The following is a 16,876-nucleotide window of genomic DNA, read 5'->3' as shown; positions in this document are numbered from 1 at the left end:
TCTTAAGAGACTTAAATTGCTTAAGATACCTACTTCATTTCGTATCTCGCTGCCTTGGTTTTCCCTTTCTTTTTAACAATCTTTTTTTCCATTAAATCCTTCAGGTCCCGCAAAACCGTGTCCTCAGACACCATCGGCAGGATCTCTTTGAACTGCTGATTAGAAAGATACCCCACTTCTTCAATATATTCTACAAGCTTAATCTGCCGTTCGTTTAAGAAAATCTGGGCCCCCGCTTTGGCTTTTAATTTTAAATCCAGCGATAAATGCTGAACTTTATCCTTTACCCGGTTAAACTCAATCGCCACTCCTTCAGTAAAATATTCCAACCAGGAAGTCAGGTCATGATCAGGGTTCTGGTCGGCGGTTTTAATGGCGTAATAGTAGCCGGCGACATTTTTGTCGTAGTATTCTTCCAAAGAAAACAGTTTACGAATATCGTAGCCTTCGTTAAGAAGGATTAGCGTTGCCAAGGCTCTGGACACCCGCCCATTGCCCTCGGTAAACGGGTGAATGTTAACGATCGCATAGTGAGTAATGCCCGCTTTTAATATCGGGTGCAAATCGCGCGTCGACGGATCTTCCAGCCATTCAAAAAAATCTTCCATTTGAAACGGCACTTCGACCGCCGGGCAGGGCCGGTGAACAATTTCCCCGGTTAAAACGTCCCGCAAGACCACTTGCACCGTGCGGTATTTTCCGATCTGGTCTTCCGGGATAATTCCCGCCACCGTTAGCTTGTGCAGTTCTTTCAACGCGTCTTGGGTGTACAGTTTCTGGTTTCCCTTATACCCCCCATTTCCCCCATCTCCTTTATTTCCCTGGACTTTTTTTTCCAAGAACTCCAGCACTTTCCGGTAATTAATGACCTCTTTAACATCCCGTTCCCGGGCCACGACCTGGTGGCCTTCCATAACTTTTTTAACCTCTTCCAGATTAAGCTCATTGCCTTCCACGTGGGTGCCGTAGTGAACTGCCCGGAGTTGAGCGTCTTCCTTAAACTTGGCTTCCCAGGCCGGCAGGAGTGCCGCCGAAGCAATGACCGCTTTGGCTCCTTCCACCAGGCCAATATCTTTCAAGAGTTTTGGGGAGATGGTGAATTTTGGGTAGTACATATAGTTCGCCCCATTTTGGGCTTGTTAGTCATGACATCAAGCCATTCCCGAACTGGTATCCGAACATTTCTCAGCAGTCCACCGCGGTATTTTTCCAGTTCTGAAAGAGTAGTGACAGACGCAGCCGCGGCAAGAATACTCAGATAAACAACTGTCTCTGCTTCCACAAAACCATATTACCGCATTTTCTCCGCAAAGACTATGGAGTAAAATTACCTTTATGCAGGTGTTTTTGTATTCCCAATACGGGCGTTATCCCAAGGAAATCGAAAAAACGGTTAAAGAAATGGGCTTGGAAATTGTCAAAAAGAACCCGGAAGTAGTTATTACTTTCGGCGGCGATGGAACGCTCCTTGGCGCGGAAAGAGATTTTCCGGGCGTTCCCAAATTGACCCTGCGTAACAGTGAAATTTGCCACTTCTGCTCACCGCTGCCCAATGAAGAGATCCTGAAATTATTAGCCCATAACCAACTGGAAACCCGGGAGCTGATTAAACTTGAAGCCGATTTTAATAAGCACAAACTAACTGCTTTGAACGACATTGTTGTGGCTCACAAATTCCCCAATACCGCTTTGCGTTTTCGGGTTTTTACCAGCGACCAGCAACCAGCAACCAGCAACCAGCTTATTGGTGATGGTGTGGTCATTTCCACTCCTTTTGGCAGCACGGGCTATTTTAATGCCATTACCCATCAGGTGGTAGTTAGCGGTCTTGGTCTGGCCTACAACAACATTCACCCCTTCCCCAACGAGGCCTTTACCATTTATCCGGAAGAAACGGTGATTAAAGTGACTATTACTCGCGGTCCCGGAGTTCTGGCCGCCGATAATGACCCCCACCTTATTGACTTGAAAGAGGGCGACGAAGTGGTCATTAAAAAATCTTCCCAAACTACCAAAGTCCTTATCCCAGTTCAATAAGCTGCGCCCTGCGCAAAGCGCTTCGATCCACCAAGTGTAAATCCGTCGTCGTCATGATCGTCTGTTGTTTGGGAATCACTTCTAAAATGTGATGGCGGTTGGCGTGATCCAACTCGGAAAAAATGTCATCCAACAAGAGCACTGGGGCCGTTCCCGTAATTTCCCGGACATACTCCAGTTCTTTGAGTTTAATATTAAACACTGCCAGACGCTGTTCGCCCCGAGAACCAAAGGCTTTTACCGGCCGGTCATGATGATTAATGATAAAGTCATCGCGCTGAGGGCCAACTAAAGTCGTGGCTGCCGCCACTTCTTCAAGCGCGTATTTTGCCAACCGTTCGGCGGAAATAACGCTGGAGTCATAAGTTAAACCCAAAAACTCCAGATAATCTTTGCGCCGGTTATGAATTACTTGTCCATTAGTAATTAAAAGATTATTCCAGTAGACTAGCTGTTCCCGGCTGATTCCTTCCTCGCGTATCCGCCAGAGTAACCGGTTACGCTGTCGCAAGGCTTTCTCGTAAATATGTGCTGCCAAACGATAGTCTTTATAGATTTGCTCCAAAACCGAGTCTAAATAGCGGCGGCGCACCGCTGGCCCGTCGGTGACCAGTTCAATGTCCTGCGGCGAAAAAAGCACCGCGCGCAAATTACCGACGAAGTCCGCCTGTCGCTTTCCCACCCCATTTACTTTGTAGGTTTTTACAAATCTCTCCCTTGCGTCCCAATCAACTTCCAACTCGTTATCTCCTAACTGACCTACTAACCTACTAACCTGCTGACCTACTTTTATCATTTCATGTTCGTTTTCTGCCCGAAAACTCTTGCCCGTCGCCAGGAGATAAACGGCTTCGACAATATTTGTCTTGCCAATAGCGTTAGGTCCCACGATTAAAGTCGCCCCGGGATTAAACTCGAAGATTTTTTTGGAATAACTGCGAAAATTTTGGAGCGTTAATTTGGCCAGCACCACAAGGCTATTCTACCTTATTTTGGTTGAGGAGAACACTCTTTCGGACAGTTTATAATTTCTGAAGTAGCCGTTTCATGAGCTTCTTCATTCGTAACGATAACGATCCCCTGTTCGTATCTATTTCTATCTAGATGGAAGTTGATTCTATTTTTATACAGCCCTCTCGCTATTTCCTGACAGCGCAGACAATTTTCCGGCGTACAGTTATTAGCCATAATTTTCAATCTATCACCCCGCTCTTTCTTTTGACAAGAGATCAATTCTTATTTCTGGCACTTTGGACAAAAAAAAGTTCCCCGCCCGCCGATTTCGCCGCGAACCACTTTCCCTCCGCAATTATTCGGGCACGGTTGGCCGGTTCGGCTGTAAACTTTGAAGTGTTCCTGCATTTTGCCGGGGTTGCCGGCGACATCAACATAGGCCTCATCTCCCGCCGAACTGCCATGGTATTTTAGCCCTTCTTCCAAGACTGATTTTATACAAGCGTACAGCTTTTTAATTTTCTCTTTTTCTACTTCTTTCCCCCGTTTCATTGGGGAAATTCCGGCGCACCACAAGGCTTCGTTGGCATAAATGTTCCCGATCCCGGATATTTTGCTTTGATCCAAAAGTAGCAGCTTTACCGGCCGGCCCCAATTGCTCAAAATTTTCTCCAGATACTCTAGTGTAAATTCGTCCGAGAAAGGTTCAGGACCATGCTTTTCTGAAACTTCCACCAATTCATCATCCGTCAGCACCTTGACCCACCCGAACTGCCGCATGTCATTAAAAAACAAAACCCCACCGCTCAATTGGAAAATGATATGGGTAGTCTTGCCAGGTAAAGTAGTGCCGGCAAAAGGTATCGGGTTCGGAAAAGTTACCGTCTCCCTATTGTTACTATTGTTACTAATGTCACTGTAAATTAGTTGTCCGGTCATTTTGAGGTGGACCACCAGATTGCGGCCATGGTCCAGTTTAATAATGATCATCTTCGCCCGCCGCCGGACATCCAAAATCTTAGAACCGATTATCTGTTCCTTGTTCCCTGACCAAAGCTTGGACAAACGAATATCTATCCCAGTAATCGTTTTGCCCACCAGGTTTTCTTTTAGCTGGTTAACAATCGTCTGGACTTCAGGTAATTCCGGCATATGTGTTGTATTGCGCTCGTTTCACTCGCTCGCGATAATACGGGACATTTCTTTTATAAACCTTTCTTTTGAAAACTTTTCCGCCTGTTTTTGGCAGTCGGCTTTATTGATTTTCATTTTTTGAATTCTTTGCATGGCTTCCACTAGGCTTTCCACATTATATTCCTTGAAAAAAGTCCCGGTTTTGCCCTCGATGACCGTTTCCAGATAGCCTCCGGAGGCATAAGCCACAACCGGCGTCCCGGCCGCCATCGCTTCTACCGGCGTCATCCCGAAATCCACATCCTTTTCCAGGACAATAAAGGCCAGCGCTTTGGCCATCAGTTGGTTTCTTTCTTCATCCGGTACCCGGCCCAAAAATTCAATGTTATCTGATTTTCTTTTTTCAATTTCCGTATTTTCCCACTGCAGTCCGGCCTTTTCACCGACAATTTTGAGCTTTACTCCGAGTTTGTTCGCCGCCTCCATGGCCATGGGAATCCCTTTCTCCCCCACAATCCGGGAAACAATTAAAAAGTATTTATCGTCTTTTTTAATCCCTGCCGTTTCTTCCTCGATTTTTACCGTGTTTACCGGCGGATAGATTATTACTGCTTCCTTGCGATAAAACTTCCTGATCCGGCCAGCGACATTTTTAGAATTAGCGATAAACTGGTCCACTCGTTTGGCTCCAAGGGCGTCATAAAGGCGCAGGAAATGGCCCACAATGTACCCATAAACATTTACAATCGGATAGCGCTTCCACTCCACCGAAGTTTCGTAGCCGTATAAAAACCGTGACGGTGTATGGCAATAGCAAATGACTTTAGCCTCCTTAGGAATTCGCACTGGTTTGGTTAAGTAGCCGCTGCTGGAAAGAATGACCGTGTCGTACTTAGAAAAGTCGAAGCTCTCCCAGACCGTCGGAATTAGAAACCGGAAGGCACTGTGGCAATTTTTATATTTTAAAAGCAAATTAGCCCAGGACGGAATGAGTTTCACCCCGACTTTTTCAAATTCTTTTTCAGCACTGCCGTCGGCCACAAAGGCAGTGTAGATCGGTGCTTCGGGAAACATTTCATGAAGAGCCATTAAAACCCGCTCCGCCCCGCCAAATTCCTTAATATAGTCATGGACCAAGGCAATTTTATGCTTGTTTTCAGCCACAACCCTAATTATACTAAACTGCCCATGGACGAACTAACCGAAAGCCATTGTCTCCGTTGCGGGACTACTATAGAAAAACACGAAGTCCCTGGCCGGCGGTGGGTAGTTCTCAGAAATGGACAGAAAAGGATTGATATAGAAGATTTCAGCGATTTTCCCGAGAGCTGCCAAAAGAACCTTGATTCCCACTGTCCCGCTCTTAAGTTTCTTGGCTAAAGCAACTTTATCTGCGGATCCTCGGCAGGAGTTGTCTTTAAAAAGTCTTTCTCTATCCTCGATACCAAGCTCTTAAAGCCTAATTTGTTCTGCATATACTCCGCCCCGTTTTTCCAGTTAATATTTTTTACTTCGGCTTTATCCAATTCCAGTTTAAGCGGCACATCACAGACAATTCTGGCCAGCTCTTGAGCCAAGCCGGCATTTTCAGCTCCCTCGGCCAGTTTAGTGGCTACTTTTGGCGGTAGTTCTCCCAAATGTTTATAGAGATTTTCCAGAGTGTCATATTTGGCAATTAAATCCTGGGCTGTTTTCGGCCCTATGCCCACGACCCCGGAATAATTGTCCGAGGCGTCACCTTTGAGAGCTTTAACATCCACCCATTGGGACGGATTTACGCCAAACTCTTCTTTAATCAATTCCTGGGTATAAATTTTCGTTTCACTCAATCCCTTCACCGGCACACATACCTTCACCTGATCATTTACGAGCTGCAACATATCTCTATCTCCGGTAACTATTACCACTTCTGTCTGTGTATCCTTATTTCGTATTTTCGCTGCCTGAGCAGCGAGTGTCCCGATAACATCATCCGCTTCATATCCTCCCACTTCATAATGTTCAATTTCCAAAGCCTCCAGAAGCTCGTGAACCAGCTTAATCTGGTCTTTTAGTCCATCCCCCATTTCCGGCCGCCGCGCCTGGTATTGGGTGTATTTTTGCTGCCTAAAAGTGGGCTGGGGCAAGTCAAAAGTGACAATTAAATGGGTCGGTTTTAGGTCTTCCAATACCCGCAGGAGCATAGTCATAAAGCCGTAGACGGCGTTGGTCTGGGTCCCTTCAGCGTTAGTTAAGGGCGGCAAAGCATGATACGCCCGATGAAGTATGGCATGACCGTCAATTAAAACTAATTTCTGTGTCAATTTAAAAATGGACGGCAGCGAAGGTAATTTTTCGAGCCCGAGGGTAAGCGTTCCGGGCACCTGTCTAGGAACCTACTGTCTAGACTAAAAGTAATGAGTACCCGGGATCGCAGCCGAGCGCGAGAAAAAGTTACCGAGCTGACAAACCCAAATCATGATTTCGCCGCCGCTAACGCCGGCTTGGCTATGCCCACAATTTGTTCAAATTCTTCACCCTCCAGGGTTTCCTTGGCCATCAAGGCATCGGCCACTTTGTCCAGAAGTTTGCGGTTTTTCTTCAAAATGGCCTTAGCGGTCTGCAAACCCACATCAATCAGCTTTTTAACTTCGGTGTCAATTTGGGCCGCCATGCCTTCCGATATCCGCACCTGTTCCGGGTAAAGCCGGCCATCGGGCCCACGCATGTCTCCGCCCAGGTTCACCGGTCCCAACGGACTCATGCCGAACTCTTCCACCATTTCCCTCGCGATGGTTGTCGCCGCAGAAATATCTGAGGACGCTCCGGTGGTCATTTCCGTAAACACCAGTTCTTCCGCTGCCCGGCCGCCAAGCATGGAGGCAATCTGCTGAATTAAATGGGTTTTCGTCTCATGCAGTCTATCCGCTGCCGGCGGGATTAAGGTGTGACCTAGCGACATGCCCCGGCTGACAATACTGATCCGGTGCACCGGATCCATGTGCGGCAGGAAGTGGGTGACAATGGCGTGACCGGCTTCATGGTAAGCCGTAATTTTCTTATCCTGGTCCGACTGCAGCCGTTTCCGCTCCGGGCCAAGTTTTACTTTCGTGGCCGCCTCTTCAATATCTTTCATATCGATGGCAGTTTTATTCAGGCGGGCTGCCAGAATAGCCGCTTCGTTAAGCATATTTTCCAAATCGGCGCCGGAAAAACCGACGGTTCTTTTAGCCACCTTTTCCCAATCCACATCTGCCGCGAAAGGTTTACCGCGTTTATGAACCTGAAGAATTGCCAGTCTCCCCTCTTTATCCGGAAGATCCAAAAGCACCCGGCGGTCAAACCGCCCGGGCCGCATTAAAGCCGGGTCTAACAAGTCCCCGCGGTTAGTTGCCGCCATAACCACTACCTGTTCGTTGGGCTCGAATCCGTCCATTTCAATTAAAATCTGATTTAAAGTTTGCTCCCGTTCATCGTGGCCGCCGACCAAACCCATACTGCGGGTCCGGCCGATAGCGTCAATTTCGTCTATAAAAATAATTGCTGGCTTGTTCTTTTTGGCGGTAGCAAACAAATCTCGCGCCCGGGAGGCCCCGACTCCCACTAGCATTTCCATAAATTCGCTGCCCGCCATGGCAAAGAAAGGCACGCCCGCTTCTCCCGCCACAGCTTTGGCCAGGAGAGTTTTACCGGTACCTGAAGGACCAACCAAAAGCACGCCTTTTGGCGTCCGCGCCCCCAGCTGCTGGTATTTCTTGGGATTCTTCAAAAAGTCAACCACTTCGGTTAACTCCTGTTTAGCTTCTTCAACGCCGGCCACATTGGCAAAAGTTACTTTCGGTTGATCTTTAGAGTAAAGTTTTGCCGGGCTTTGGCCAAACGAGAAAATCGAGTTGGCTCCCTGCATTTGACGACGATAGAGCCAAAAGATTAGCAAGAAAAAAAGCACTATTGGTCCGAATTGGAGGAAAGTATTTATCCAGAAGTTTTGTGTCAGGTCGTTTTGATTGACTAAAGTAATTTGGTTTGGGTCCAGCCCTAAACCGTTGGTTTTGGAAAACAATGTTTGTGATAAATCTTGGTTAGGGCTTTGTAGAGAATCCACTACTTTGCCGTCTTTGTAGGTCACCGTGAGATTTTCCTGGGAAACGACAATTTTAGAAATCTTGCCGTCTTTTGCGTCGGAGAGCACTTGGGAAATCGGCTCAGTCGCCGGTTTCGGGCTGGTACCGCCCACAAAACTAGAAATGCTCAGGAGCACCAGAAGCCCGATTAAGGTATAAAGCAGAATATTTTTTAAGTCAAAACGAAACTCCATCCGCAAGCCATGCAAAGCCTTGCGGCCGTTTTTTCCGTTTTTGCCGTTGTGGTTATTTTTTGTTGAGATCGGATCCGGTACTTTCATTATCTTATTTTGGTTCCGGGCTGCGGATCTTTATCAAAAGTATAGAGGGCCGCCTCGTCATGACCATCTGCAGCGAGCAGCATTCCCTGGCTCTCAAACTCCTGACCATTAATCTTAAACTTCTTGGGTAAGAGATTGGTGATAAAGACCAGTTTTCGTGCCTTAACCGAGCTTGGAGTATACCACTTTTTGATACCAGCGAAAATGGTGCGGACGCCGATTTCCGATCCGAAATTGACGGTTAATTTTAGGAGTTTCTCGCTGCCTTCTACCACCGAGGCTTCCGCCACTTCCCCGATCCGCAAATCCAGTTTGGCAAAATCGTCATAAATTATGGTAGGCTTCACAAGAGGAATTGTACTACACTAGTCCCATTTTTTCCCGAACCTCTTTGAGGGTTTCGTCAGCAATCGATTTAGCGTATTCGGCCCCGTCGGCCAGAATTTGGTCCACTTCTTCCGGGTGAGCCTCGTAGTAAGCCCGTCTTTCCTGTATCGGTTGCAGTTCTTTATAAATCGCCTCGGCCAGTTCAGTTTTCAGTTCCCCGTATTTTATGCCGGTAGTTTTATACATTTCCCGATATTGCATGGCCCGGTCATGGCCTTCGAATAATTCTACGAATGTCAGAATATTAGCCGCCGGGCCTTCACTGGGAAACTTCTCCCCCTTGCCATTGTCGGTAGGTGCTTTTGCCAAGGAAGCCTTAATTTCTTCTAAAGAACTTGTCAAGTTAATCGTGTTTCCTCGGGATTTACTCATCTTCCCTTCCCCGGAAAGCGAGGGAACATACTGACCAGGCATTTTGAAACTTTGTGGCTCCGGAAAAGTTTCTCCGAACATACTATTAAATTTTCTAGCCATTTCTCTGGCAACTTCCATATGTGGCTCTTGATCCTTGCCGATGGGTACTAGCGGAACTTTATAAATTAGTATGTCCGCAGCCATAAGTACCGGGTAATATAAAAGCCCCATGTTAACGTAGTCTGGATTTTGAGCCGCTTTTTCTTTATAGGTTGGAAGATCTTCAAGCCGCGAAACTTGGTAAATAGTCCCCAAATAATAGGCCAATTCTAGATGCTGCGCCCGCAGATCCGATTGGATAATTAAATGACATTTTTTTGGATCCAACCCTGCCCCTAAATAATCCAAGACCACCTCTCTGACCATTGGTCGCAGGGCTTTTATATCATACGGTGTCGTAATTGTGTGTAAATCAACCACACTAAAAATACAGTCATATTTATCTTGTAACTCCATCATTCCTTTGATAGCACCCAAATAGTTCCCGATGTGTGGTCGGGCATTAGCACGAACTCCAGAAAACACGCGTTGTTTCATATGATTATTCTAACAAAAATCTCTAGGAGTAAGGACGAAGATTATTTCGTGGTGCCACCCTACTTTGCTTCTCGTTATTTAGCCCTCGCCGGTTCCAACCTTCCGGGTCATTAAGCTCTGGAGTCGATTATAGAAGTAAAGGCTAGACCTTGTCAAACGACCTCAACCACTTCCCCAGCCTTCTCCGCCCGGGAAATAATCTCATCAACAGTCATTTGGGAAAAATCAACTTTTTCGCTCGTTAGTACGGATATTCCCTGCAAAATCCTCCGAGCTCGGACCGCGTCGTTACGCCACAAGCGCTTTACCATGGACACATCGGAGCCAAAACCTTTTTCGTACATGCTGATACTGGCAAAGATCGGTCCGGAGATCATCGAAATATTGGCCACATCCGCAAGTTTAATCTGCCGGGTGCTGCCGGAAGACAGAAAAATGTGATGGGTGACCGTTACTTTTACCTCATCAATAATTAAGGTATCTGGCGATAGTTCCCAGGGCCAGGCAGAAGTTACCTTAAGAATAACCCGCGGCGCTCCCACTTCCCTGGGTTTTTCCTGCGGCGTTGGTCCCAGAGGCGGACCGGGGGTTAATTTCTCCCCTTTTTCCTCCAGCATTCCCGGCGGCTTTTGTTCCTGGCGCTTAGGCTCCGTCGCCTCTTTTTCCAACTGACTTAGCGGCACCCGGTTTGGCATGAAAGGAGTATAAATTTATGGAGTAAGACTGCAGTAAGAACATAAGAACAATCGTTACGAGGTAAAAGCTTCCGTTAATCCGGCACTAACAAGTCTTCTTATTTTCCTCGACCAAGTCATTTTTGCCGCCTCGGTTTGACCGGTCTGGATTCTAGCTAGGCGTTCAAGACCGGAATAAATGTCTTTTGCCATTTTAACCGAAAGCCCGTGGCTATCAATAAATCTAAAGGCCGATTCAAAAGCTCTAGCTTGATCAGGAGAAAGATAAGCAATAAAAGTCTGTCTCGTATGCGAGCCGTGTCTGCGAACATCAAAAGCTAAAGCCCCTTTTTCTTCCCGATAAACCCGGCCTTCCCTGGAAAGACTCTGATCATTAATCACTTTTATGAAAGTCCACTTCCCGCCGATTATACCGAAGCGCTCCTGGCCGGGTCTTATCACCCGGATACTTGGAGCTGGATAGCCGGCTTCGACGCGGAAATAAGGCATAGCCGGATTATAGTTAAATTTAGACTGGCGTCAACAAAAAAAGAGCCCCCTTGGGCCCTAAATATTTGGTTGCGGGGCCAGGAATCGCGCCTGGACCGTCAGATTATGAGCCTGACATGCAACTTTACACTACCCCGCGATATTAAATTGTCTCTTAATTATACTTTCGTTGAGCTGGAGCGTCAATTATAGAAGTTCAAAAGAATAAATGGTGCCAGGGGTGGGGGTCGAACCCACCAAAAAGCGCTTATGAAACGCCCCACGGACCCGGCCGAAACCCTGGCAATAGCGCTATTATACTAAAAACTGACGCTTGAGATCAAAGTAGGAGTCTAGCCCATTTTTGCCAGTTTGGCGTCGCGTCGGGAGTGGCCACCGGCGTGTTATCCACCAACAGCTGCGATGGAATAATAATAATCTCCTCCCCGGGTTTGGACAGGCCCAACTGATCGCGGGCCACCTTTTCCCAATAGTTGGGATTTTCCACAGCCGCTTTTCTGCGCAGCAAGTCTTCTCGCTCTTTTGAGAGCACCGTTACCTGATTTTCCCGCTCCGTCAGTTTGTCGCCAGCCTGCCATAAATCGGCGATGGCCTTTATGGTGGTGACTATAAGATAGAGACAAACGACAATGGTTGCTAGTCTTAAAATTTTCCGGTTAGTCATAAGTTCCAGATTGAACTTTAACCCTAACGGTGGTATTATGGGCCATCATGGATTTAGACAAACAACTTGACCAATTTATAAATTTCCTCAAGAGCTCGCACAAAGCCACAGCCACCGTTATCGCTTACCGCAAAGACATTGCTCAACTCCTAGATTACCTGAAAAAGATCGACAAGACAAACTTAAAAGAAGTTACAACCGAAGATCTGAATAATTTCCTTAAACTTTTAAACGAGCAAAACTACACTCCCAAATCCGTCTCGCGAAAAATTAATTCCATTAAAACTTTCTACCGCTATTTGATCCTGAATAAGGTAATCGAAAATAATGTCGCGGCCGCCATCGCCCACCCTAAATTCGATTCGAAGGCCCCGCGAATCTTGTCCCGGATGGAATACCGGGCTCTGCGTGATGCCTGCCGGGATGATATCCGAATTGCGGCTATCGTGGAATTGCTCCTGCAAACCGGTATGCGCATCGGCGAACTCTCCGCTTTAACCACCGACTCAGTCAGCGAAAATTTTATTACTATTCCGGCTCTGGAAGGCCATCCCAGCCGCGAAGTCCCTTTAAACAAAGCTGCCAAAGAGGCTTTAAGTAAATATCTCGAAACCCGGCCGAAAGTGGCGACTAAAGCGTTGTTTGTCACTAAAACCGGCCACCCGTTATTGATTAGAAATATTAGAACTGCTATCGACCGCTATTTCAAAATTGCCGGTATCCAGGGCGCCAAGGTCAATGACCTGCGACACACTTTTATCGCCCACCACCTGGCCGCGGGTGCATCACCGGTGCTTATTAGTAAGTTAGCAGGCCACAAGCGCATTGCCACCACGGAAAAATATCTGGAATTCATCAAAGATCTCCCCATTGAAAAGACTAAACTCGACGAGCTTTAATATCTTCTAATGCTTTATAGTATCGAAACCTCCGATGGCTTTAGCCGGCGAAACCGAGGCGAGCGCGACTTTTTGGTAGAGCTGAAGGACCACACGCTTAATGTTGACAGTCGTTTGCGGAATGAAGCTCAGGCTCTCTTAGCCACCGAGTTACGCTATCAAGGTTTATGTAAAGAAGAATTCCGTGCCAAACGAAGACTCGAAGTGGCTGACCTGCGCTCCAAAAGAACTTCTCCTTATATTCCGGTCGCTGATAAACAGACGCTCGGGCCTTTTACTTTTGGTACAGTCAACGGCAAAAGGACTAGAAAAGAAGCCGATCCGCATTTTGCTCAAGGCGGCCAACCCAAAGTTTATGACTACATCCCTCCGCGAACCTTTGTGGCCGAAGAAGCCTTGGATCCCCAAGAAATTCCAGTTACTTGGCTGCACGAATTTAGTGAGTACTTATTTATGTCCCTCTTATTACCCTACGATCCAGCGCATTTTATTGCGGATAAACTGGAAGGATTAGCTCGCAAGGTACTCATCAACTTCGCGTGGCGAGATATCCGTGAGCATCAACCAGCGCCGGTCAAAGGGGACTGAATTCCCATAATTATCCGCTTCCAAACCCGATTCCGGCCCATCATCCCACCATTTTTCCCACTTTTCCCGACTCCAGTCTAGTAGGCCGCCGATGTAAGTGCTGGGGTCATAAAAAAGCACCCGGCGATCTTTATAAATTAAAGGTGTTTTAATCACAGCGACAGTATGTGATTCAGGCGGATCTGTGGTTTCGTCAAAGCCCGGACTTATACGCCGATCCCATACCGACGCGAAGATGTCGACATGAACTGGAAGTTTTTCCACCATCGCTACCAGTCGTTCGAAAGGACAATCCCACTCAATATGATGACGGATACCAATTTTTTCCAGGTAAGCCACTACATCATCGTTATCCGTTCCTCCGGCTACCGTTGTTTTCATTTCTTTAATTAACTTTTGCCGCAATTGCTGACGGTTGCCATTATGATATTCAACAGAGTGCAGTCGCGCTTCTTCTAAAGCCACCCAACACAAACCTTCCCCGTTTTGCTTGAACTCGTGGGTTATTAATCTGGAACGAAAATGTTCAGCTCGTAGCGCCATAAAAGCAACAAAAAGGAGTATCTTACACTTGTGAAGATTTTTAAAGAACTAATTTACTCTTTCTCGATTGTATCTCCGTCTTTGACCGGCATATCGACTTTGATTGCCACTTCGTCTCCTTTCTTGGCGGTTTTAACTGGTTGGTGATCCACCTGCATCGAAGTGACCGTTTGTGAAAACTTGGGGCCGGTTTTACCCACAATATCGATCGAATCGCCTAGTGCGATTTGCCCCGTTAAATCTAGAACCGCGACTCCTATGTGGTCAAAGTAATGTGAAACCGTGCCAACTGTCTTGCCCATATTTCTCACCTTCTCTCTAAGGTGTTTTCGGGCTGCGGTGGATCCGGTAGGACTCGAACCTACAACATGATGTGTATAAGACATCTGCTCTACCATTGAGCTACGGATCCCTAATGGTATTCTAGCAGATTATGTTAAAAGAGGTGGCTTCGGGAAGCGATTTCCGCTTCCACTTCCCGAACATCGCGGCCGTATTTAAGGGAAGACAATTCTTTAATCATTTCCGCCACTTTTTTGTTGCGCTGGGCATTGATTTTGCCAAAATCATGATCAATTTCCAAACTGAAGGCCGAAGTCGGTTCGTTATTTACCAGGGTTTTGACATAGGCGTTAAAAGCTTCAACCTTAATTAAATCCGATTCGCCAAAGGTGGGAGCGTACTCATGGGCCAAAAACTGGGCGTCGGCGACACCCACCCGGAAGGCGATCTTCGTGCCGACATTGCCAAAAATCGCATTTTTAATGTCTTCTTCGACCTGGGCGATAAACTGATTCGCGACAGTTAAATTAAGGGCGTACTTTCTGGCCTCAGACAAAATCGTGGCAAAATCCGGGGTGGCAAAGTTTTGAAACTCGTCAACATAAAGATAAAAATCCCGGCGGGCTTCGGCGGGAATATTCTGCCGGGAAGTCGCGGCGGAAAGAATTTTGGGGACCAGAAGTGTGCCCATAAAGGAGCTATTCTCTTCCCCGATTAAACCTTTGGCCAGATTGACGATAATGATTTTTCCCTCGTCCATGGCTTGGCGGAAATTAAACGAACTTTGGGACTGACCTACGATGTTGCGCATTAATTTATTGGTGACAAACCGGCCGAATTTGGAAACAATGTAGTCCAAAGTTTCCGACTTATGAAACTCGCTTGTAGCGGCAATTTGCTCCGTCCAGAAGCGTTTCACCAACGGATCGGTTACCCGAGGCAGGAGTTCCTGAAGATACGGGCCGCCCGGATCCTGCAGGACGCGCATCACTTCGATAATAGTTCCCCGCGGTTCCGCTTCCATCACGGTTAACATGGCGTTACGGACAGAATGTTCCAAACGCGGGCCGACAATACCGGTCTGGTGCGGATCAAAAAGCTTGTAAAGTAACCCGATAAAGCCGGTCACCGTCATATGCCGCTCATAGTCATCTTTTGCTTCCATGATGTTCCAACCGAACGGCCGTTCGTGATCGGAAACATCGAAATAAATGACATCTTCGGCTCTTTCCGGCGGAATACTTTCCATAACTTGCTCGTAGGTGTCATGGGGATCAATAAAGCACACTCCCCGGCCCGCCCTAATGTCCTGCAAAATCATCTGGGCCAAAAGTGTGGATTTTCCCGTTCCGGTGGCGCCGACAATATAGACATGGCGTCGGCGGTCCGGATTAAGCAGACTGACCGGCCGCTCCTGGCCGCGGTAAATGGATTTACCCAGGTAAATATCGCCTTTTTCGGGAATCTCCTGCGGGGCCGGCGCCCGTTTGGCGTTGAGCCAGAAAATATTGGGCGTTTCGATCGATTTATTGGGAAAATGGAAAACCGTCGCCAGTTCTTCGGAAGTTAAGACCGGCGGCTTGGCGAACAGCGGCTGGAAGCGGTAAATGAAATCCGTCATAAAATTCTGCTGGATACGGATCTTGTCGTTTTTAAAATTATTCTGGTCCGAGGAAAACTGGGTAAACGAGCTTTTTAAATTATCCAGGATCACTTTGGCCTCTTCTTTGGTAGGAGCGTTGGCCACAATCCGGATAGAAGTTGCAAAACCTGGCTTACTGGTTTTGTTTTCAATCGCCTCCAGCGTTTTGGCGTCAACATTAAACCGAGCCTTTTCCGGATCGGCTTCGTTTTTCTTGGTTTTAGAAATAAATCTTCGGCCCTGGGAGCGCCACTTCCCGTCCGCCGGCGCCACAACATATTGTATGGCCGCCGCTTCGCCCGGGTTTAACTTCGCCAGTGACGAGGTAATTAAAGACATCGGGTCAACGGCCAGATCGCGGAAAACTTTAATGGGATAGTAGTTGGAAGATTTTAATTTGAGGGAAGCGTAAGCCACTTCCCCGTTTTCCGTAAAGATGTTAGGGTCCTCAACTTCCGTCACCATCGCTCCCGGATAGGTGCCATGAATCTGCTTTTCGATCAACTCGCGGTGCTTTGAAGGGACGGAAATATAAAAACGGATATCGCCCGGCTGGCCGACAATTTCAAAAGCGAGATGATCCTGGGGCACTGACCAGGTTAAATCCAGCATATCAAAAAACATCTTCTTGCTTTTAAAAAGAGTGTACAGGGAAGCAAAAAACTGCTCCATGGCGTCAATTTTGATCTCGTTATCTTTGGGCACGGCCACCTGGAGAGTGACAAAAGTTAAGGCATTGTCCTCCCGCCCCCGCCATTTATAGAATTGGAGAAAAAAATAGCCCGCTACCGCGCCCACACCGGCTAGAAGACCCAGGCCGATTAAGACGAAGACCAAACCCACCATAAAGGTCGAAAAGTTGGCCACCAAATCCATAGGACTATGATATCATTTTCTCATGGATAATCCTGCCCCGACCCATAACGGAATCCCGTTAGACATTACGCCTGATCCGCAGGCGCCAAACCCAACACCGATTATCCCCCAAACCGCCCCTGCTGCGCCGGCAACCAAAGAGTCGGAACCCAACTATCAGGAAGCGGATAAGGTGGCCAAGGAGGAGGGCGACCAATACTGGGAAAGTTACGCTCGGGAAATTGAGCTGGAAAAGGCTATTGCCGAAATGGGAGGCGTGGAAAAAGTAGAATCCGGAGAAGTCAAACTGCCGGAACCGGCCGCCCGTGAGATGGGAATCCAGCCGACTGTAACTATTGATACTCCTATTGC

Annotated in this window: 18 protein-coding genes and 3 tRNA genes; 3 read left to right on the top strand and 18 right to left on the bottom strand. The window is 47.3% G+C overall.

The features are described from left to right. Positions 1-29: 29 nt before the first annotated feature. Both M1403_03125 and M1403_03120 read right to left on the bottom strand, forming a co-directional pair. Entirely contained in the window at positions 30-1,115 is a 1,086-nt protein-coding gene (locus tag M1403_03125) for a Fic family protein (GenBank protein ID MCL4397993.1), read from the bottom strand. Beyond that, a complete protein-coding gene (locus tag M1403_03120) occupies positions 1,076-1,282 on the bottom strand; it encodes a hypothetical protein (GenBank protein ID MCL4397992.1) in 207 nt (68 codons plus the stop codon). Before M1403_03120 ends, M1403_03125 begins: the two co-directional genes overlap by 40 nt. Positions 1,283-1,335: 53 nt before the next feature. Here M1403_03120 and M1403_03115 point away from each other — a divergent pair, with 53 nt between their 5' ends. After that, entirely contained in the window at positions 1,336-2,037 is a 702-nt protein-coding gene (locus M1403_03115) for a hypothetical protein (protein ID MCL4397991.1), read from the top strand. Here the strand turns inward: M1403_03115 and M1403_03110 are convergent. The 12 genes from M1403_03110 to M1403_03055 all read right to left on the bottom strand — a co-directional run bounded on the left by M1403_03110 (position 2,021) and on the right by M1403_03055 (position 11,695). Continuing rightward, entirely contained in the window at positions 2,021-3,010 is a 990-nt protein-coding gene (locus tag M1403_03110; GenBank protein ID MCL4397990.1) for an AAA family ATPase, read from the bottom strand. The two genes, M1403_03115 and M1403_03110, sit on opposite strands and share 17 nt — an antisense overlap. Before the next feature lie 263 nt (positions 3,011-3,273). Further along, the gene (gene mutM / locus M1403_03105; protein MCL4397989.1) at positions 3,274-4,143 is read right to left on the bottom strand and encodes a bifunctional DNA-formamidopyrimidine glycosylase/DNA-(apurinic or apyrimidinic site) lyase; all 870 of its coding nucleotides are present in this window, start codon (positions 4,141-4,143) and stop codon (positions 3,274-3,276) included. Between the two features lie 21 nt (positions 4,144-4,164). After that, on the bottom strand, positions 4,165-5,289 hold the full coding sequence (locus M1403_03100; GenBank protein ID MCL4397988.1) for a glycosyltransferase: 1,125 nt from the start codon (positions 5,287-5,289) through the stop codon (positions 4,165-4,167). A 212-nt stretch (positions 5,290-5,501) separates the two neighbouring features. Continuing rightward, complete coding sequence (locus tag M1403_03095; GenBank protein ID MCL4397987.1) at positions 5,502-6,488, bottom strand: hypothetical protein; 987 nt, start codon at positions 6,486-6,488, stop codon at positions 5,502-5,504. Between the two features lie 92 nt (positions 6,489-6,580). Continuing rightward, positions 6,581-8,509, bottom strand: a complete 1,929-nt coding sequence (ftsH, locus tag M1403_03090) for an ATP-dependent zinc metalloprotease FtsH (protein ID MCL4397986.1) — start codon at positions 8,507-8,509, stop codon at positions 6,581-6,583. Continuing rightward, entirely contained in the window at positions 8,509-8,856 is a 348-nt protein-coding gene (locus tag M1403_03085) for a methionine--tRNA ligase (protein ID MCL4397985.1), read from the bottom strand. The genes ftsH and M1403_03085 overlap by 1 nt, the downstream gene beginning before the upstream one ends. Positions 8,857-8,869: 13 nt before the next feature. After that, positions 8,870-9,847 carry a tryptophan--tRNA ligase gene (gene trpS / locus M1403_03080; protein ID MCL4397984.1) on the bottom strand — a complete coding sequence of 326 codons (978 nt, stop codon included), beginning with the start codon at positions 9,845-9,847 and terminating at the stop codon, positions 8,870-8,872. A 152-nt stretch (positions 9,848-9,999) separates the two neighbouring features. Next, entirely contained in the window at positions 10,000-10,542 is a 543-nt protein-coding gene (locus M1403_03075) for a hypothetical protein (protein ID MCL4397983.1), read from the bottom strand. 54 nt (positions 10,543-10,596) lie between these two features. Next, positions 10,597-11,031 carry a hypothetical protein gene (locus M1403_03070; protein ID MCL4397982.1) on the bottom strand — a complete coding sequence of 145 codons (435 nt, stop codon included), beginning with the start codon at positions 11,029-11,031 and terminating at the stop codon, positions 10,597-10,599. Positions 11,032-11,097: 66 nt separating this feature from the next. Next, positions 11,098-11,170: transfer RNA gene (locus M1403_03065), tRNA-Met, on the bottom strand. A 70-nt stretch (positions 11,171-11,240) separates the two neighbouring features. Continuing rightward, positions 11,241-11,315 (bottom strand) — tRNA-OTHER (locus M1403_03060). 35 nt (positions 11,316-11,350) lie between these two features. Beyond that, positions 11,351-11,695, bottom strand: coding sequence for a septum formation initiator family protein (locus tag M1403_03055; protein ID MCL4397981.1), 345 nt, complete (start codon positions 11,693-11,695; stop codon positions 11,351-11,353). A gap of 47 nt (positions 11,696-11,742) precedes the next feature. Between M1403_03055 and M1403_03050 the strand changes: the two genes are divergently transcribed. Both M1403_03050 and M1403_03045 read left to right on the top strand, forming a co-directional pair. Then, a complete protein-coding gene (locus M1403_03050; protein ID MCL4397980.1) occupies positions 11,743-12,594 on the top strand; it encodes a tyrosine-type recombinase/integrase in 852 nt (283 codons plus the stop codon). A gap of 9 nt (positions 12,595-12,603) precedes the next feature. After that, complete coding sequence (locus tag M1403_03045) at positions 12,604-13,182, top strand: hypothetical protein (GenBank protein ID MCL4397979.1); 579 nt, start codon at positions 12,604-12,606, stop codon at positions 13,180-13,182. Here M1403_03045 and M1403_03040 read toward each other — a convergent pair. The 4 genes from M1403_03040 to M1403_03025 form a co-directional block, all read right to left on the bottom strand. Beyond that, entirely contained in the window at positions 13,105-13,725 is a 621-nt protein-coding gene (locus tag M1403_03040) for a hypothetical protein (GenBank protein ID MCL4397978.1), read from the bottom strand. The genes M1403_03045 and M1403_03040 overlap by 78 nt on opposite strands. 53 nt (positions 13,726-13,778) lie before the next feature. Next, a complete protein-coding gene (locus M1403_03035) occupies positions 13,779-14,027 on the bottom strand; it encodes a hypothetical protein (GenBank protein MCL4397977.1) in 249 nt (82 codons plus the stop codon). A gap of 38 nt (positions 14,028-14,065) precedes the next feature. After that, a tRNA-Ile gene (locus M1403_03030) sits at positions 14,066-14,137 on the bottom strand. Positions 14,138-14,161: 24 nt separating this feature from the next. Further along, positions 14,162-16,525, bottom strand: coding sequence for a type IV secretion system DNA-binding domain-containing protein (locus tag M1403_03025; GenBank protein ID MCL4397976.1), 2,364 nt, complete (start codon positions 16,523-16,525; stop codon positions 14,162-14,164). Between the last annotated feature and the right edge of the window lie 351 nt (positions 16,526-16,876).

The sequence above is a fragment of the Patescibacteria group bacterium genome, from assembly GCA_023380635.1.
In the GTDB taxonomy this organism is placed as follows: domain Bacteria; phylum Patescibacteriota; class Microgenomatia; order JAMCZE01; family JAMCZE01; genus JAMCRP01.
This window is presented reverse-complemented; position numbering and strand designations above follow the sequence as displayed.